This is a genomic window from Ruminococcus sp. 1001136sp1, assembly GCF_039841815.1.
GTDB classification, from domain to species: Bacteria; Bacillota; Clostridia; order Lachnospirales; family Lachnospiraceae; genus Blautia_A; species Blautia_A faecis.
Genome location: NZ_JBDPGY010000008.1, coordinates 90,955 through 106,321, shown reverse-complemented (window position 1 = coordinate 106,321; position 15,367 = coordinate 90,955). Strand labels below are relative to the sequence as shown.

Genomic DNA, 15,367 nt, shown 5'->3' with positions numbered 1-15,367 from the left:
AAATTAAGTAATACCGCTCTTTTCTTTAGAATGGAAAGGGAGAAAGCTATGTATTGGTTGAGTACAAAGAAAGCAAAAATCATTATGCTGCTTCCGACTCTTATGGTTTATGCAGTATTTATTAGTATTCCTGTGTTTATCGCATTTTATTATAGCTTTACGGACTACAGTGGTCTTGGAAAAGCATCCTTTGTGGGAATAAAAAACTATGTTGCTATGTTCCATGATAAGTTATTTCTGATCGCATTGAAAAATACATTTTTAGTATTGTTATTCAGTGTGATATTCTTGATCGTTGGATCTTTTATGGCAGCATTATTGATGAACAAGAATTTTCATGGAAACGCATTCTTTAAAATGGTGATTTTTGCGCCCTATGTAATAGCGCCTATTATCATAGGAATTATCTGGGGATATATCCTGAATCCTAATTATGGGCTGCTAAATAGTGTATTGCGTAAAATAGGACTGGATATGTTTGCTATTGAATGGATCGGTGGAACGAAATGGTCCCCATTGTCATTGGCGATGGTATTCACATGGCAGGTACTGGGATTTCACGCAACGATCTTTTTATCCGGAATCAAAGCAATACCGGGAGATATTTACGAAGCTTGTGATATTGATGGAGCCAATTGGTTACAACGCTTGTTATATGTGACAATTCCTATGTTGAAAGAGACCTTTATTATTAATATTGTTCTGGTAGTAACAGGCGTATTTAAAATATATGAACTGGTATATCAGATGACAGGCGGAGGACCTGCTCATCAGTCGGAGCTGCTTACTTCATATATGTATTTTACAGTATTTACATCCAGAAGGTATGGATATGGAATGGCAATTGCGATTGCAATTCTGTTGCTTTCAATTCTGGGCGCGTTTTCCTATATTAAGATCACAACGAGGAAGCAAAGGAGTTAAATATGAGAAACAAGAGAATATCGATAGAAAAAGTCATTTTTTACATATGTCTGCTGGGATTGATTATTCTTTTGATCATGCCCATACTGTGGGCTATGTTGCTTTCATTAAAGACAAATAATGAGATTGTCAACAGTCCGCTATCTTTGCCGCAGACAATAAGCTTTGAGAATTATCAGCGTGCGATCGATACTATTGATTTTGCCAGAATGTACTTTAATACGATTTTACTGGTAGTAGTATCTACTTTTTTCAGTATTTTATTTACTTTTATGAGTTCGTTCGCAATTGCCAGAATGGTTTTTCGAAACCATAAGACATCGGAAACGTTGTATCTTTTCCTGCTGATCGGGATTGGCATCCCTATTTATGTACTGCTGTTTCCGGTATACAGGATTGATTCACTGATGGGAATCCTTGGAACACGGTTGGGACTGATCCTGCCGTATGTCGCAGTGAATATATCGTTCAATACCTTACTGTTTACCGGATTTTTGAGAGATATCCCCGGAGAATTGGAAGAAGCAGCAATTATCGACGGCTGCAATCTTTTTAAGCTGTGTACCAAAGTAGTGATTCCGGTCATGAAACCGACGTTCGTGACGATCATTATTTTTAATGCGGTTTATATTTACAATGAGTTCCCGTTTGCCTCAACCTTTATTCAGAATAATGCATTAAATACAGTGTCGTTAATGACATCTATGTTTAAAGGACAATATACCATGGATTATAGTGGAATCATTGCAGCGAGTCTGATGATCATGCTTCCTGAATTAGTATTTTATGTTATTTTGCAGAAGTATATTATAAGTGGTATGACTGCCGGAGCAGTGAAAGGATAAGAAAATGAGAGAAATCGTAAGACCATCCCTACATTTTACACCCCAGAAAGGATGGATCAATGATCCTAATGGATTGGTGTTTTTTAAAGGACAATATCATTTATTTTATCAGTATAATCCGTACCATGACAACTGGGACAGTATGCACTGGGGGCATGCGGTAAGCCGGGACCTGATACACTGGGAAGAATTAGAACCGGCACTGGTCCCAGATATGCCCTATGATAACGATAAAAACGGCGGATGCTTTTCCGGATCGGTTGTTGTACATGATGATCAGCTATTTTTATTCTATACAGGAAGAACGGAAGGTGAAACCGGTATTTTTGAGACGCAAAATCTTGCGGTGTCGAAGGATGGGAGACATTTTGTAAAGGCAGAAGAAAACCCGCTGATAAAAGAAGTCCCGGAAAAGGGAGGAAGAGATTTCCGAGATCCCAAGGTGTTTTTTGCACAAGGAAAATGGCGAATGATCTGTGGAGGATCCACCGGAAGAATTGAACATCCGGACAGCCGCGGAAGAATTTATCTTTTCTCTTCTACCGATCTGTACCATTGGACGTATAGCGGAATTTTGTACGAGGCAGAGCCTGGTGAGGGCAGAATGTTTGAATGTCCGGATGCCTTCTGTCTTGAGGATGTCTGGTTTTTGACAACTTCGCCGATGTATGAAAAAGACAGTGTAACGACGCTATATCTGTCCGGACAGGTGGATTTTGACAAATGTGAATTCCATAAAGAGATAAGGGGGACCTTGGATTTTGGAACTCATTATTATGCAGCACAGACATATCCGGTATTGAATGGGGAAATACGGTCTGTTGCCTGGCTGGGCGGTTGGCTGTGGATGCCCTGGAACCGGGATTTCGGTCCGGAGGAAGGGTATCGTGGAATACTGGATGTATCACGAGTGTGGTATTTAGATGATAACAGGCGTTTGTGCGCGAAAGTGGCTGATAAAGTGAAAGCTGAGATGAAGGTCTTCAGCAGAACATTGGAAAAACATTGGACCGGTGAAAACATACCACCGCAAAGTGAGCCGGTTATGGTAGAACTGAAGGGAAAGCTGCCGGGAGATGGAGAGTTATTGTGTATTGATCTATATGATACAGATAGACATATCGTGACAATATGCTTTGATTCTTCAAATAAAGAAATGACCGTGAATTATAACCGGGCAGACAGAGCTTCCAGATATGGTATACGGACTGTGCCCTGTGAAATGATGGAAAAAGAAACAGATATTGATATCCTCATAGACGGAAATACATTTACATTATTGTGGGAGCATGGTTTGTATCGCTATACAGGAAAATTATACCCACAAGGAAATATAGGCGTAGATATAAAATATAGGACAAAACGGCATTATGATATTACCTCTCTGGGAGAGATATTGATTGATTTTACCGGGAAAAAAGAGAGTGAAAGACAAACATTGTCTTATACACAAAATCCGGGAGGTGCACCTGCTAATGTTGTGGTTGCGGCACAACGGCTGGGTGCCCAAACAGCATTTATCGGAAAAATAGGAGAAGACTTCTTGGGTGATTTCTTAAAGGAAACCTTGGATAAATGCGGTGTTTCAACCGAAGGATTAATAAGTGATGCAGACTATTTTACAACACTTGCTTTTGTTAAACTGGCAGATAACGGAGAACGAAATTTTGCGTTTGCCAGAAAACCCGGAGCAGATATCGGTCTGAAGGCTGAGGAAATACGGAAAGATATCATCTGCCAAAGCCGTATTCTTCATGTAGGCTCTTTGTCGTTAACAGATGAACTATCCAGAAATGCAGAGTTTATTGCATTAAAAGCTGCGAAAAATAATGGAACAATTATTTCTTATGATCCGAATTACAGAGCCAGTTTATGGGATTCACAGGAAGAAGCCTGTAAATGGATGAGAAGTATTTTAGAATATGCAGATATCGTTAAAGTATCAGAAGAAGAGATTGAGCTATTAACAGGTTATACGGATGTTCGAAAAGCAGCAGAGAGCATAACAGAGTATGGCGCAAAAATAGTACTCATTACTTTAGGCGAAAAAGGATCGTTTGTATATCTGCAGGATCAGCAGGAAGCATATGTTTCAGGTTATTCCAGCAAAGTTGTGGATACCACCGGTGCCGGAGATTCTTTTATGGGAGGCTTTTTATATAAGATTTGTGAATCCGGTAAGCGTATAGAAGAATATTCTTTACAGGAAATGATAGAATGTGTCCGCTTTGGAAATGCGATGGCTTCCCTATGTGTTGAGAGAGAAGGAGCAATACCTGCGATGCCTGTAATGGAAGAAGTGATTAAGAGGATCAATAGCTAACATAATCCGATCGATTGACAGCAAGAAGGAGCAACTCTGCAGTACCGGGAGTTGCTCCTTTTTGATATAATGATGTCGGGGTCAAAAGCCCCTGGCTTTGATGAAAAAGTCAGCTGAAGGCAGGAGGAAAATCATATGGAAACAAACTATGCAAAAAGTGCATACAGAACCTTTTTATTCTGGGGAGTATGCTCTTCTCTTGGGGTTACCGTATCCACCCTTGTGGATGCTACTCTGGTAGGAAATTTTATAGGCAGTACCGGACTGGCTGTGGCGAACATTGCCACACCTGTATTTCTGCTTTATTTACTTATGGGGATCACCTTAGGAGGCGGTGCAGGCGTCTTAATTGGGAAAAAACTCGGTGAAGCAGATCTAAAAGGTGCAAATCGGATTTTTGGCTCCGTGTTAAGTGCAGGCTTGATAACAGGTGTGCTTTTTGCAGCAGTATCTCTCATATTTCGCAGCGCATTATGCAGTCTGCTTGGTGCCACACCGGAGCTTTTGCCACAGGCCCTGCAGTATCTGACGGTAGTGTTTGCTTTTGCCCCAATTTATGTGGTATATAATATTCTTTCCATAGCAGTGCGGACAGACGGAGCACCAAAGCTGGCTGCCATTTCTTCTGCTGGCGTTATTGTCACCAATTTAAGCCTGGATCTGTTATTTATGAAAGTGCTGAACTGGGGACTTGTTGGGGCTTCGGCGTCTTTATGTATTGCGGAAACAGTAGGAACTCTGATTCTGCTTACTCATTTTTGGAACAAGCAGGCGCTTTTAAGCTTTCATTTTCACATTCCTACAGGAAATGAGATCAAAGAATATGTGGAAAATGGATTTGGCGTAGGCTCTGCATTTATTTTTCAGGCGGTGGTTATGCTGGTGTTTAATACTATGCTGTTAAAGGGAAACTCAGAAAATGGCACTTTTTCTGTGGCTGTATTTGGTGTTATTTATACCATGAGTACCATTCCGGGGGCTATGTTTGACGGTGCCGGAGCTGCTGCTTCTACGGTTATCTCCATTTTAGGCGGAGAGAAGGACTGGAAAGGAATGCTGGCGGTGTATCACGATGGACTGCGGATTGTTGCAGCAGCAGGAATGATTATGGCATTGTTTTTTGCAGCCGGGGCAAAAAACATACTGATATTCTTCGGTCTGAATGATGGTCCGGCACTGGAAACAGCAGCGACCGCATTTCGTATTTATGCATTAAGCGTGGCTCTGGCAGGAGTGAATGTGGTAACCACGTCCTTCTGGCAAACAATAGGAAAGACAAGATATGCTTCCGGGTTATCTGTTTTACGCAACTTTGTTCTCATGCTGGCGGCTGGATTTTTTCTGATCGATAAAAAGGGAATCGTAGGGCTTGCGCTTGTGTATGTAATAAGTGAGGGAGTTTGCCTGCTGCTGGTTTTTGCAATACAGATATTTGGAAAAATAAAAGATTACATAAAAGAAAAATACAGTTTTACCAACCGGGTTTTTGAGGAATATTATCCCATCGAGGAAGGCAGTATGGAAAAAATGTCCCAGAATCTGGAAGGGTTGTGCGATGAATGGGAACTTGATTTTAAACAGTCCTTCTTTATCCATCTGATCGTGGAGGAGCTGCTTCTGAATATTATGAAATTTGGTATCGGCGAAACAGATAAGAAATATTATGTATCCGTAAAAGTAATGGACAACAACGGTGAATGCATCCTACGGATCCGGGATAATGTCAACTCCTACAATCCTTTCGACCTTCGCGGTGACGAGGTTGACCGTGCTGTAATGGAAATGATCAAGAAAAAGGCGAAGTATTATGAGTATCAGAGAAAGCTGGTGTTCAATTATCTTTATGTGACGATATAATTTCCCTGATCCAAAAGGGAAATATTTAAGTGTTACAAATCGGGAAGTCCGAATGATGTTTGAAAATATGATAAGAGACTGGTTTTCAGACGAAAATGTACCATATAATGAATTTGTACGCGCATTGCTACGTGGTGATGTGAAAGAAATGAATCATTATAGGAATGATATTTCTATGGCAACCTTCAGCTTTTTCAACGTAGGCAGTTCCAAAAGTACTTTAAATGCAAAGGCAGACAGGCCAGAGCGCTTCAGTATGGACAGCACCCTTGGTGAGACTGTGGCAGAACCCCTTGCAGTAGAAAGGTTCAATCAAATGGAACCGGGAATGCTGGATGGTCCGATGATCCAGTTTGCGTATGGAATGACACTGGCAGAGCTGATTGGAGCTGCACCGCAGGCGAAACCGATGTATGAAGCTGTTGTAAATGCATTGAATGCGAAATGTAAAAATAACAAATAACAGCTATTTATCCCACTTTTCTTTCCGATATTCCCCAGGTGTCACCTGGTAGTGCTTTTTGAAAGCTCTGCAAAAATAATCTACATTGTGAAAACCGGTTTCGGCTGAAATGGTGCTGACTTTTTTCTCTGTATGGGAAAGCAGAAGGGCAGCCTGTTTCAGCCGATAGTTTATTAGATAGTTAACCGGCGTGATGTGCAGATAGCGCCGAAAAAGGTTTAAGGCAGAGCTTTTACTGATCATAGACTGTGCAGCAATCTCATCCAAGGAAAGATTTTTTCTGTAATTTTCGTGAATAAACTGCATCATCAGCTGGAGCCTTGCGCGGTTTACAGAGAACTGTCCAGTGATTTCCGGTGAAGTGGAAAGGTCTGTATGTTCGTATATTTCCAGCCAGAGCTGCTGCATAAGGGCAGAGGTCAGAAGATGGCAGGAAGAACCGGAAGTCTGCGCAGAAAAAATCTGCTTCATAAGATCGAGAACTCTGGCCTGCCAGGAAATCTCCCTGCAAAAAATCCAAAAAGGAATATTCGATGTAACGATAGGCTTTACATAGTTCTGGTAGATATAGCTGTCTGTAGCTGCAAGGAAAGAGGGCATGCAGAGAAAGTTTGGGATGACAGCATCCACAGGAGAGGAAAAACGGTGAAGGAATTTGGAATTAATAAAAATGCCGCTGTCAGCTGGCAGCTCCAGCTGTTTTTCCCCAATCCATGCAGTTACGGTTCCGGATTGAATATACACAAATTCCAGCTCCGTATGCCAGTGCCAGTCTATGCAGTTAAAATCAAATTGGGCTAAATGCTCATAATAGTAGCGAAAGGGATAGTCCTGGCTTCCGTGGGGAATGGTCTCCATTAAATTTTCGTCGGTAATAATTTTGGTATATACGTTGGTTTCTTTCATATCTTGTTTATCCTCAAATCGAGACCTGGAGCCTGTTTGAAAATCATTCCCGCAATCTGCTCGTCCCACTTTGCGGTATATTTTGCAGAAAACCTTTTTCGAACCGCTCTGGGAAGTGCCCCGAAAAAATAGAAAATTAATGTTTTTACGATATTATACAATAAAAATCAGAAATAATCCAATGAAAAACACATTTAAATATAATATAATCCAATAAGATAAAAATCTTCTTTAAAGAAGAAAAAAAGGAGAACCAATCATGCCAAATTACCAGAAAACCAAACGAGCCTGTTATATGGGCTTTATCACCCAGGCTATAGCAGCAAATTTTGCACCTTTGCTGTTTCTGAAATTTCACACAGATTATCATATTTCCCTTGGAAATATTGCACTGATCTCCACCTGCTTTTTCTTTACCCAGTTGCTGGTTGACTTGTTTTGTGCCCGATTTGTGGACAAAATCGGATATCGCGTGTGCATTGTAACCTCTGAGATCAGTTCCGCTTTAGGACTGGTGGGGCTGGCATTTCTTCCGGAGCTTTTGCCAGATCCTTTTATGGGAATTATCATCAGTGTTATTGTTTATGCTGTTGGAAGCGGACTGATTGAAGTGCTGTGCAGTCCTATTATGGAAGCATGTCCTTTCAAAAATAAAGAAGCGACCATGAGTCTTCTTCATTCCTTCTACTGCTGGGGCTCTGTGGGAACCATTGCAGTTTCCACCCTGTTTTTCGCAGTTTTTGGAATGGACAGCTGGAAGTGGCTGGCAGTTTTGTGGGCAATCGTTCCGGCCGTTAATGTTTACAACTTTGCCACCTGTCCCATCGAACATCTGGTGGATGAAGGGGAAGGCATGAAAATCAGGGAACTGTTTCGTAAGCCTGTGTTCTGGATTGCCGTGTGTCTGATGGTGTGTTCAGGGGCATCAGAGCTGTCCATGTCCCAGTGGGCATCTGCCTATGCAGAGGCGGCACTTGGACTGTCAAAGACCATCGGAGACCTGGCCGGTCCCTGCATGTTTGCCATTACGATGGGAATCAGCCGTATGATCTTTGGAAAATACGGAGATAAAATGGACTTGATGAAATTTATGGCAGGATCCGGAATTTTATGCGTATTCTGCTATCTTCTTGCATCCCTGTCTTCTAATCCGGCAGCAGGACTGATTGGCTGTATTGTATGCGGATTTTCCGTTGGAATCATGTGGCCTGGAACCATCAGTATTTCCTCTAAGAAATTTCCGGCAGGTGGAACTGCCATGTTCGCCCTTCTTGCCATGGCCGGAGATCTTGGAGGCAGTATAGGCCCTGGAATCGTGGGCCGTGTCACACAGAATGCAGGAGATAACATCCGCGTGGGTATGGGCGTAGGCCTGATTTTCCCAGTGGTGCTGCTGGTGATGGTTTTTCTGCTGAAAAAGGTGAAAGTAGAGGAAAAATAACTGATATTTGAAAATCTACAGAGGGTTTAGAACGTGTTTGAAAAAGGCTTTCTGCAAAAAATTTCCATAAAGCAGGGAGTACAGATGGTGGGAATGATTTTCAAACACGCTCTGAAATATAATAGGAAGGCTGAGGTATTATTTAAAACGGGTTGGCGTAAATTAAAGATAAGTATATTTTGAGTATGCATACGCTGCAAAATGGAGGAAATATGCCAGATCAGAAGCTGGATAATCTTTTGAACCTTGCGCTGGATGCCACAGAAGAGGAAAGAGAGAAATCCCGAAATCTGAATGTGGGGTATGAGAAGCAGACACGAAAGTGGGAAATTATTGTGAAGTATAGTGAAATGGGTGATTCTGTTGAGGCGTTGCTTGGGGGACCCGAAATCTCCGTGGTCCCTCTCCTTGGCAGGTATGCCATTGTGACGCTTCCTGAAAGTATGCTGGATGAATATTCTCGGCGTCCCCAGATAGAATTTATAGAAAAGCCCACTCGTTTGTATTTCGAAGATCTTTTTTCGAAAGAGGCAAGCTGTATTACCCAGGTACAGCGCAATGAGCCGGGAAATCTACGGCTGACAGGGCGCGGCGTGTTGATCGGAATTGTGGATTCCGGGGTGGATTACAGGCATCCCGCATTTCTTACAGCAGATGGAAAGTCCAGGATTCTGCGTTTGTGGGATCAGAGCATTTCCGGTAATCCCCCGGAGGGCTATGCAACAGGAACTGAATATACCAATGAGGAAATCAATGAGGCGTTGTCCCTCTCTGTGCAGGAGGGGCGGCGCCTTGTTCCGTCTGAAGATGTAAGCGGTCATGGAACCGCTGTGCTTGGAGTGGCAGCTGGCAGCGATTTTTCCCGTGGTGCAGTGAACCGGGGAGTGGCATATGAAAGTGATCTTCTGGTTGTGAAAATGGGTATTCCAAGACAGGACTCTTTTCCAAGAACTACAGAGCTGATGCAAGGTGTAGATTATCTGGTTCGGCAGGCTATACGGCTTGGAAGACCAATCGCGCTCAATTTAAGCTTTGGAAATAATTATGGCTCACACAGAGGCGATTCTCTGCTGGAAACTTATCTGGACAATGTGTCAGGCATGGGGAAAAATGTGATTTGTGTAGGAATGGGCAACAATGGAAATGATGCTCTGCATACCGGAGGAAAGCTTTCGCCAGGTGAAATCCAGGAAATTGAACTTGGTGTTGGTGCCTTTGAGCCTACCTTAAATGTGCAGCTTTGGAAAAATTACGAAGATGAGATGGAAATCTATCTGGAACATCCAGCCGGGGAGCGTGTTGGCCCCCTTTTTGAAACACTAGGCGCCCAGCGTTGGCAGGCGGGAAATACGGAACTTCTGATTTATTATGGAAAACCGGCACCGTATCATGTGACGCAGGAGATTTATGTGGATTTTCTGCCGCAGGATGAGAAAACCCCCTATGTAGACAGCGGTGTGTGGAAAATAATCTTAGCAGCAAGAAATATAAAAAACGGGGAATATTTCCTGTGGCTTCCAGGTGGCAAAACGCTAAACCCAGGCACAGCCTTCTATCTTCCACGTCCTCAGGGAACCCTTACAATCCCTGCCACTGCCAGACGCGTGATCAGCGTCGGCGCCTACGACGCCCGTCAAAACACCTATGCTGATTTCTCTGGCCGCGGCTGTCGTGCCCTCCCCTATCCAAAACCCGACCTTGTCGCTCCCGGTGTTGATATCTATGCTCCCCGCTCTGGTGGAGGCTATGCATCCTTCACTGGCACTTCCTTTTCCACGCCTTTCGTTACCGGTGCAGCCGCCCTCCTTATGGAATGGGGAATCACCCGCCGAAAAGATCCCTACCTCTATGGCGAAAAACTAAAAGCCTATCTCCGTCGTGGTGCAAAAGCCTTGCAAGGATCGGAAAAGTTGCCAAATGACTTAATCGGGTGGGGGGAGGACGTTATAATAAGGTTACATTGAAGAAAGTCAGTAAAATCAAGTGTTTCCGTTCATTTTCCCAACACAGAAACGAAGCACTTCCGCCATGATTTTGAAGAAAATCTGCCCGGGTTGGATTCAAAATAATATGGAAAGAAAGATTTGTAGCAATGACGTAACATGAACATCTGGTTCTGTTACAGATAAAAGTTTAAACGAAAGAGAGGTCTTATGAATATGAAACTGACTTATACAAATGTAAATGGATACCTGATTCCGAACCTCACCTATAAATCTGGTGAGCAGATGGTGCAGCTTGGCAAATATGGATTCTTACGCAGAGATTATCTGAAGAACCATCGAAATTCAACGTATCAGGTGATGCTTTTACAGGATACCATTGGAGAGCATCTTCTGGAAGTGGACAAGGCAGCCAGGGAACGGGAAGAAGTGATTCTGAAACAGTTGGAAGAAAAAGAACCACTGCCGGATAAGGAGAAAGATCAGATAGCATGGGTAAGAGCTGCCAATCAGCACAGAGCGATTGCAGAAGAGATTATCCTGAAAGAATTGATTTATGTATAAGGATAGCCAGTAATCAATCTGGCAGGTAACTGATAAAAATAGAATATTGTGAGTGAAGTAAGGCGTGAGTCATAAAATATGGCTTGCGTCTTTTTCTTTGCCTGAAAGGAAGTGATAAGTTTGAACAAGAAGTTTTTGAAGCATTATATGGATACCAATCCAGAAGGGACAGCACAGACCTATATCTTTCTGGTGGACAATCAGGATATCGCACTGAATATTGTGATGTCAGGTTATCAGGCACTTTGTCTGGTGCAGGAAGATGACGGATATTATTTCAGTGCAGATTCCTTTATAGAAGAAATGAGAGCTATTCAGTTTACAGGAAGCTGTCAGAGTGCCTATCATTATGTGACTGCCTGTACGGTGAAGTGGATGAATGATAAGTTACAGACATTTTTCAAAGACGCTGGTCTCGACGGAAAAGCAGGCTGGCAGTTGTTCAAAGAGAAAGAGTATCTTGGCAAATTGGATAATCAGAAAGAAGTTGAGAAACTACTGGAACAGTATATTCTTCGGTTTGAACGAGAACCGAAAGAACAACCGGAACTGAGCCGTTTTCATTTATTTGATGCAAAAGGGAATGTGAAAGGCGTCCGGGATATGGAGATTGTAGATTATCTAGTGGAGAATGTTCAGTTTTTTGTGGTAGGAATCACACCTTATTATTATGAACATGGTACCTATTGGGAAGATCATAATGGGGTGAGAATGAAATACCGTATCCAGAAGCTAATCTATCGAGATCAGATACAGAGTGGCGTAATTAAAAGGATTTATAATCTGTTGATTACACAGCCGAAAGTTCACCGAGAGGCATATGAACTAAATAAACAGTCTGTACGGTGGATCAATTTCAAAAATGGATATTATGATCCGGTTACGGGTGAAATGCTGGAACACAATCCAGATTATCTGACAATCAATCAGATACCATTTCCCTATTATCCGGAGGACAGGGAGCAGGTGTTGCATGGTGGAGAAAATATCAAAAAGTATCTTGCATCGTCTCTTCCTAACAAAGAAGAACAGCAGACATTCTGGGAGTATTTTGGATACTGCATGACACAGGATACGCAGTTTCAGAAATTCCTTACACTGAAAGGAAATGGTGGAACCGGAAAGTCTGTGGCAGTATCGCTGATCCAGCATGTAGTTGGAATCACCAATATGTCCAGCATTTCTTTACAGGATTTGAATAAACGATTCTATGCGACTGGAATGTACGGAAAGCTGTTAAATGCCTGTGCGGATATTCCATGTAAGGCAATGGAAAACACAGATGTATTAAAGAAAGCTGTTGGTGAAGATACGCTGATCTACGAGAAAAAGGGACAGGATGCTATTCATTTTCACTCTTATGCAAAGTTGCTTTTTTCTACCAATGAAATGCCGCAGAATCTTGAGGACAAGTCAGATGCTTTTTATCGTAGACTACTGATTCTCGATATGAACAGGGTAGTAAAAAGTGGTGAAAAAGATCTGCACTTAAAGGAAAAGGTACAGGCAGAATCCGATTATGCGATTCATATGGCGATGATTGCACTGAAAGAACTGTATGAACAGGGAAAGTTTACGGAGAGCGAACACAGCAAAGAATGTGTAAGGGAGGTACAGCGGTCATCTGACAGTATCTGTGCTTTTATTGATGAGTCATTGGTGCGTGCCAAAGGAAAACGTCTGAAACGCAGCGAAGTGTTCCATATGTATGAGGAATTCTGCAAAGAGAATGGCAGACAGGGGCATGGTAAATCCAATTTCTTCAAAAATATGACAGATAAGGGATTCCTTCTAAAGCAGTATAATGGTGAGTTCTATTATCAGGATATTGCAGTTAAGGAAGAAGATTTTTGTCCTGTAGATCCAGAAGAAAGAATACCTTTTGAAGAAACAGATACAGATTATAAACAGTTACAATTAAATATGAATCAGGGAATTAAGGGCATTTAGGGCAAAATAAGCAAAAAGAAATGTTACCGGAGCAGGAGAAATAACAAAGGTAGCTGCCAGAGTACATAAAATTTTGCTTTTTTTACACTGAGTGCCCTTTTTCATGTATCAACATTATTTTAGCTGATACAAATATAAGTTTTTCCCGAATTTGGGAAAAAGTAAAAAAATAAAAATTAAGAAAGAATGAGGTATGATTATGAGAATGATGAAAAACAACAATAATGAAACAGTTATGGTAATCGGGATTGATCATGGTTATGGAAACATGAAAACAGCCACCAGATGCTTTCCATCCGGTGTAGCCAGATATGACAAGGAGCCAATCTTTCAGAATAATCTTCTTGTTTACAATGGCATGTATTACCAGATCGGAGAGGAACACAAGGAGTTCTGTGCAGAGAAAACGCAGGATGAGGACTATTATGTGCTGACACTGGCAGCTATCGCAAGGGAACTGGATGGAAAAGGTATGAATCGGGCAACGGTACATATCGCAGCCGGACTTCCCCTTACCTGGGTAGCTACACAGAAAGAAGACTTTCAGAAATATCTTCTCCAGAATGAATGTGTAGATTTTACATTCCGTAACAAAGACTATCATGTGGAGTTTGCAGGAGCTGATATTTACCCGCAGGGATTTGCAGCAGCCTTTTACCGCTTACAGGACTTCAAAGGAATCAACATGCTTGTGGATATTGGAAACGGGACTATGAACATCATGTATATCAACAATTCCCGTCCATTAGAGAAGAAATGCTTTACAGAGAAATATGGAACGCATCAGTGTGTGCTTGCTGTAAGAGAATCCTTGCTGAAAGAACTGGGAACGGTGGTAGACGATCTGGTGATTGAGCAGGTGATCCGTACCGGGACAGCAGATATTGGTGAGAAATATCTGACAGTCATTCGTAAAGCTGCCGGAGATTATACGAAAGAAATCTTCCATAAGCTGAGAGAACGGGAATACAATCCTGAACTGATGCGTCTGTATGTGGTCGGCGGTGGCGGTTGTATGATCCAGAACTTCGGGGAATATGACAAGAGCCGGGTGACGATTGTACGGGACATCTGTGCCACAGCGAAAGGCTATGAAGCAATGACTGTAAGGAAGATTCAGAGAAACGGAGGGATGCTTGTATGAGAAAAGAACGGAAAATCATCAATACAAATATCCGTCTGAATCTTTGTGATGAACAGGACAGGCAGGCATGGGAATATTTGCAGACGATGGACAGGGAAAAATATAAATCGTACACCAGAGCAGTTGTAGTTGCTTTAAACGATTATTTTTCCAGAGAGTACAGGAATGAAGCAGATCCGTATCTGGAAACCAGAGAAAAGGAAGATGCGTTTTTGGAAAGAGTGGAAACAGCTATCCGGGATGGAGTAAAAGAATCCGTCCCGATGGCTATAGCGAAGAATCTGATGGAAATGCTTGTACCGTTTGTAAAAGAATCGGTAGGAGAAATTAATCTGCCGGACAGAACACTAACAATGGAGAAAACGGATGAAGAGATCGCAGAAGATAATCTGGACTGGGAGAAAGAAGCTGATATGGATGCAGCACTGGATTTTGCAGACAGTTTTTAGATGGTTATGAAATAGCAGTAACAGGAAAACAGACTGACAGTAAGGAATAGCTTTACAAAAACAGAATAGCAGAAAAAGACAATGGCAGTGATGGCATTTCAGACATTATGAATTGGAGAAATGTTTATGACTGCTATTTTTATGTCTTTTAGCAGAAATGGAAAGAGATCCAGAAAAAGAAAGACAGAAATAACAGGAAAATACAACAGAAAAGCGTTGGCAAATGGGTGAATTGAACAAGCAAGGCGAAGAAAAGAATAGAGTGCCGGATACGGCACATGATTGTCCGATACTTCGCATCGGAGTGATGCATGAACAGCCAGTTTCAGAAAGAGAAAATCTATCGAAATGGGAGCTTTTCTATTTCTTCCAAAGTCTGTCCCTGCACCACAAAACCACCGTCATCTCCATTTTGAGCTGATAACGTAGGGTGGAAAATATGGCTCGGTGGGTGTCGGTTCAGTGGTGGGGAGATGACAGGCAAGTTTCGCAAAGTGGCAAGCCACTCTGCACCGGAGCCAGCCTTTGGGCTGTTCCTAAACTTGCCAGAGGGCTCTG

12 protein-coding genes are annotated in these 15,367 nt (G+C 42.2%); 11 read left to right on the top strand and 1 reads right to left on the bottom strand.

Annotated features, from left to right (window positions below):
- Nucleotides 1-48: 48 nt before the first annotated feature.
- The 5 genes from ABHC48_RS08810 to ABHC48_RS08790 all read left to right on the top strand — a co-directional run bounded on the left by ABHC48_RS08810 (nucleotide 49) and on the right by ABHC48_RS08790 (nucleotide 6,412).
- The gene (locus ABHC48_RS08810) at nucleotides 49-924 is read left to right on the top strand and encodes a sugar ABC transporter permease (protein ID WP_195699557.1); all 876 of its coding nucleotides are present in this window, start codon (nucleotides 49-51) and stop codon (nucleotides 922-924) included.
- A gap of 2 nt (nucleotides 925-926) precedes the next feature.
- Nucleotides 927-1,769, top strand: a complete 843-nt coding sequence (locus ABHC48_RS08805; protein ID WP_195699556.1) for a carbohydrate ABC transporter permease — start codon at nucleotides 927-929, stop codon at nucleotides 1,767-1,769.
- A 4-nt stretch (nucleotides 1,770-1,773) separates the two neighbouring features.
- The gene (locus tag ABHC48_RS08800) at nucleotides 1,774-4,092 is read left to right on the top strand and encodes a PfkB family carbohydrate kinase (RefSeq protein ID WP_195699555.1); all 2,319 of its coding nucleotides are present in this window, start codon (nucleotides 1,774-1,776) and stop codon (nucleotides 4,090-4,092) included.
- Nucleotides 4,093-4,227: 135 nt separating this feature from the next.
- The gene (locus ABHC48_RS08795) at nucleotides 4,228-5,949 is read left to right on the top strand and encodes an MATE family efflux transporter (RefSeq protein ID WP_195699554.1); all 1,722 of its coding nucleotides are present in this window, start codon (nucleotides 4,228-4,230) and stop codon (nucleotides 5,947-5,949) included.
- Nucleotides 5,950-6,001: 52 nt separating this feature from the next.
- On the top strand, nucleotides 6,002-6,412 hold the full coding sequence (locus ABHC48_RS08790) for a hypothetical protein (protein ID WP_195699553.1): 411 nt from the start codon (nucleotides 6,002-6,004) through the stop codon (nucleotides 6,410-6,412).
- Between the two features lie 3 nt (nucleotides 6,413-6,415).
- Here ABHC48_RS08790 and ABHC48_RS08785 read toward each other — a convergent pair whose 3' ends face one another.
- The gene (locus ABHC48_RS08785) at nucleotides 6,416-7,318 is read right to left on the bottom strand and encodes an AraC family transcriptional regulator (protein ID WP_195699552.1); all 903 of its coding nucleotides are present in this window, start codon (nucleotides 7,316-7,318) and stop codon (nucleotides 6,416-6,418) included.
- A gap of 259 nt (nucleotides 7,319-7,577) precedes the next feature.
- Here ABHC48_RS08785 and ABHC48_RS08780 point away from each other — a divergent pair, with 259 nt between their 5' ends.
- From ABHC48_RS08780 to ABHC48_RS08755, 6 genes are all read left to right on the top strand, one after another.
- Nucleotides 7,578-8,759: an MFS transporter gene (locus ABHC48_RS08780; protein WP_173735260.1), complete on the top strand. Its 1,182-nt coding sequence runs from the start codon at nucleotides 7,578-7,580 to the stop codon at nucleotides 8,757-8,759.
- 212 nt (nucleotides 8,760-8,971) lie between these two features.
- A complete protein-coding gene (locus ABHC48_RS08775; RefSeq protein ID WP_195699551.1) occupies nucleotides 8,972-10,723 on the top strand; it encodes a S8 family peptidase in 1,752 nt (583 codons plus the stop codon).
- A 189-nt stretch (nucleotides 10,724-10,912) separates the two neighbouring features.
- A complete protein-coding gene (locus tag ABHC48_RS08770; RefSeq protein ID WP_243118051.1) occupies nucleotides 10,913-11,266 on the top strand; it encodes a TnpV protein in 354 nt (117 codons plus the stop codon).
- 120 nt (nucleotides 11,267-11,386) lie between these two features.
- Nucleotides 11,387-13,216, top strand: coding sequence for a DNA primase family protein (locus tag ABHC48_RS08765; RefSeq protein ID WP_243284515.1), 1,830 nt, complete (start codon nucleotides 11,387-11,389; stop codon nucleotides 13,214-13,216).
- A 199-nt stretch (nucleotides 13,217-13,415) separates the two neighbouring features.
- On the top strand, nucleotides 13,416-14,360 hold the full coding sequence (locus ABHC48_RS08760) for a ParM/StbA family protein (protein WP_195699550.1): 945 nt from the start codon (nucleotides 13,416-13,418) through the stop codon (nucleotides 14,358-14,360).
- On the top strand, nucleotides 14,357-14,809 hold the full coding sequence (locus ABHC48_RS08755) for a hypothetical protein (protein ID WP_173865961.1): 453 nt from the start codon (nucleotides 14,357-14,359) through the stop codon (nucleotides 14,807-14,809). The genes ABHC48_RS08760 and ABHC48_RS08755 overlap by 4 nt, the downstream gene beginning before the upstream one ends.
- The last annotated feature ends 558 nt before the right edge of the window (nucleotides 14,810-15,367 follow it).

Excerpts from the sequence above, each read along its gene's own strand:
- ABHC48_RS08810 (WP_195699557.1), top strand. The coding sequence starts at position 49 with ATGTATTGGTTGAGTACAAAGAAAGCAAAAATCATTATGCTGCTTCCG.
- ABHC48_RS08805 (WP_195699556.1), top strand. The coding sequence starts at position 927 with ATGAGAAACAAGAGAATATCGATAGAAAAAGTCATTTTTTACATATGT.
- ABHC48_RS08800 (WP_195699555.1), top strand. The coding sequence starts at position 1,774 with ATGAGAGAAATCGTAAGACCATCCCTACATTTTACACCCCAGAAAGGA.
- ABHC48_RS08795 (WP_195699554.1), top strand. The coding sequence starts at position 4,228 with ATGGAAACAAACTATGCAAAAAGTGCATACAGAACCTTTTTATTCTGG.
- ABHC48_RS08790 (WP_195699553.1), top strand. The coding sequence starts at position 6,002 with ATGATGTTTGAAAATATGATAAGAGACTGGTTTTCAGACGAAAATGTA.
- ABHC48_RS08785 (WP_195699552.1), bottom strand. The coding sequence starts at position 7,318 with ATGAAAGAAACCAACGTATATACCAAAATTATTACCGACGAAAATTTA.
- ABHC48_RS08780 (WP_173735260.1), top strand. The coding sequence starts at position 7,578 with ATGCCAAATTACCAGAAAACCAAACGAGCCTGTTATATGGGCTTTATC.
- ABHC48_RS08775 (WP_195699551.1), top strand. The coding sequence starts at position 8,972 with ATGCCAGATCAGAAGCTGGATAATCTTTTGAACCTTGCGCTGGATGCC.
- ABHC48_RS08770 (WP_243118051.1), top strand. The coding sequence starts at position 10,913 with ATGAATATGAAACTGACTTATACAAATGTAAATGGATACCTGATTCCG.
- ABHC48_RS08760 (WP_195699550.1), top strand. The coding sequence starts at position 13,416 with ATGAGAATGATGAAAAACAACAATAATGAAACAGTTATGGTAATCGGG.
- ABHC48_RS08755 (WP_173865961.1), top strand. The coding sequence starts at position 14,357 with ATGAGAAAAGAACGGAAAATCATCAATACAAATATCCGTCTGAATCTT.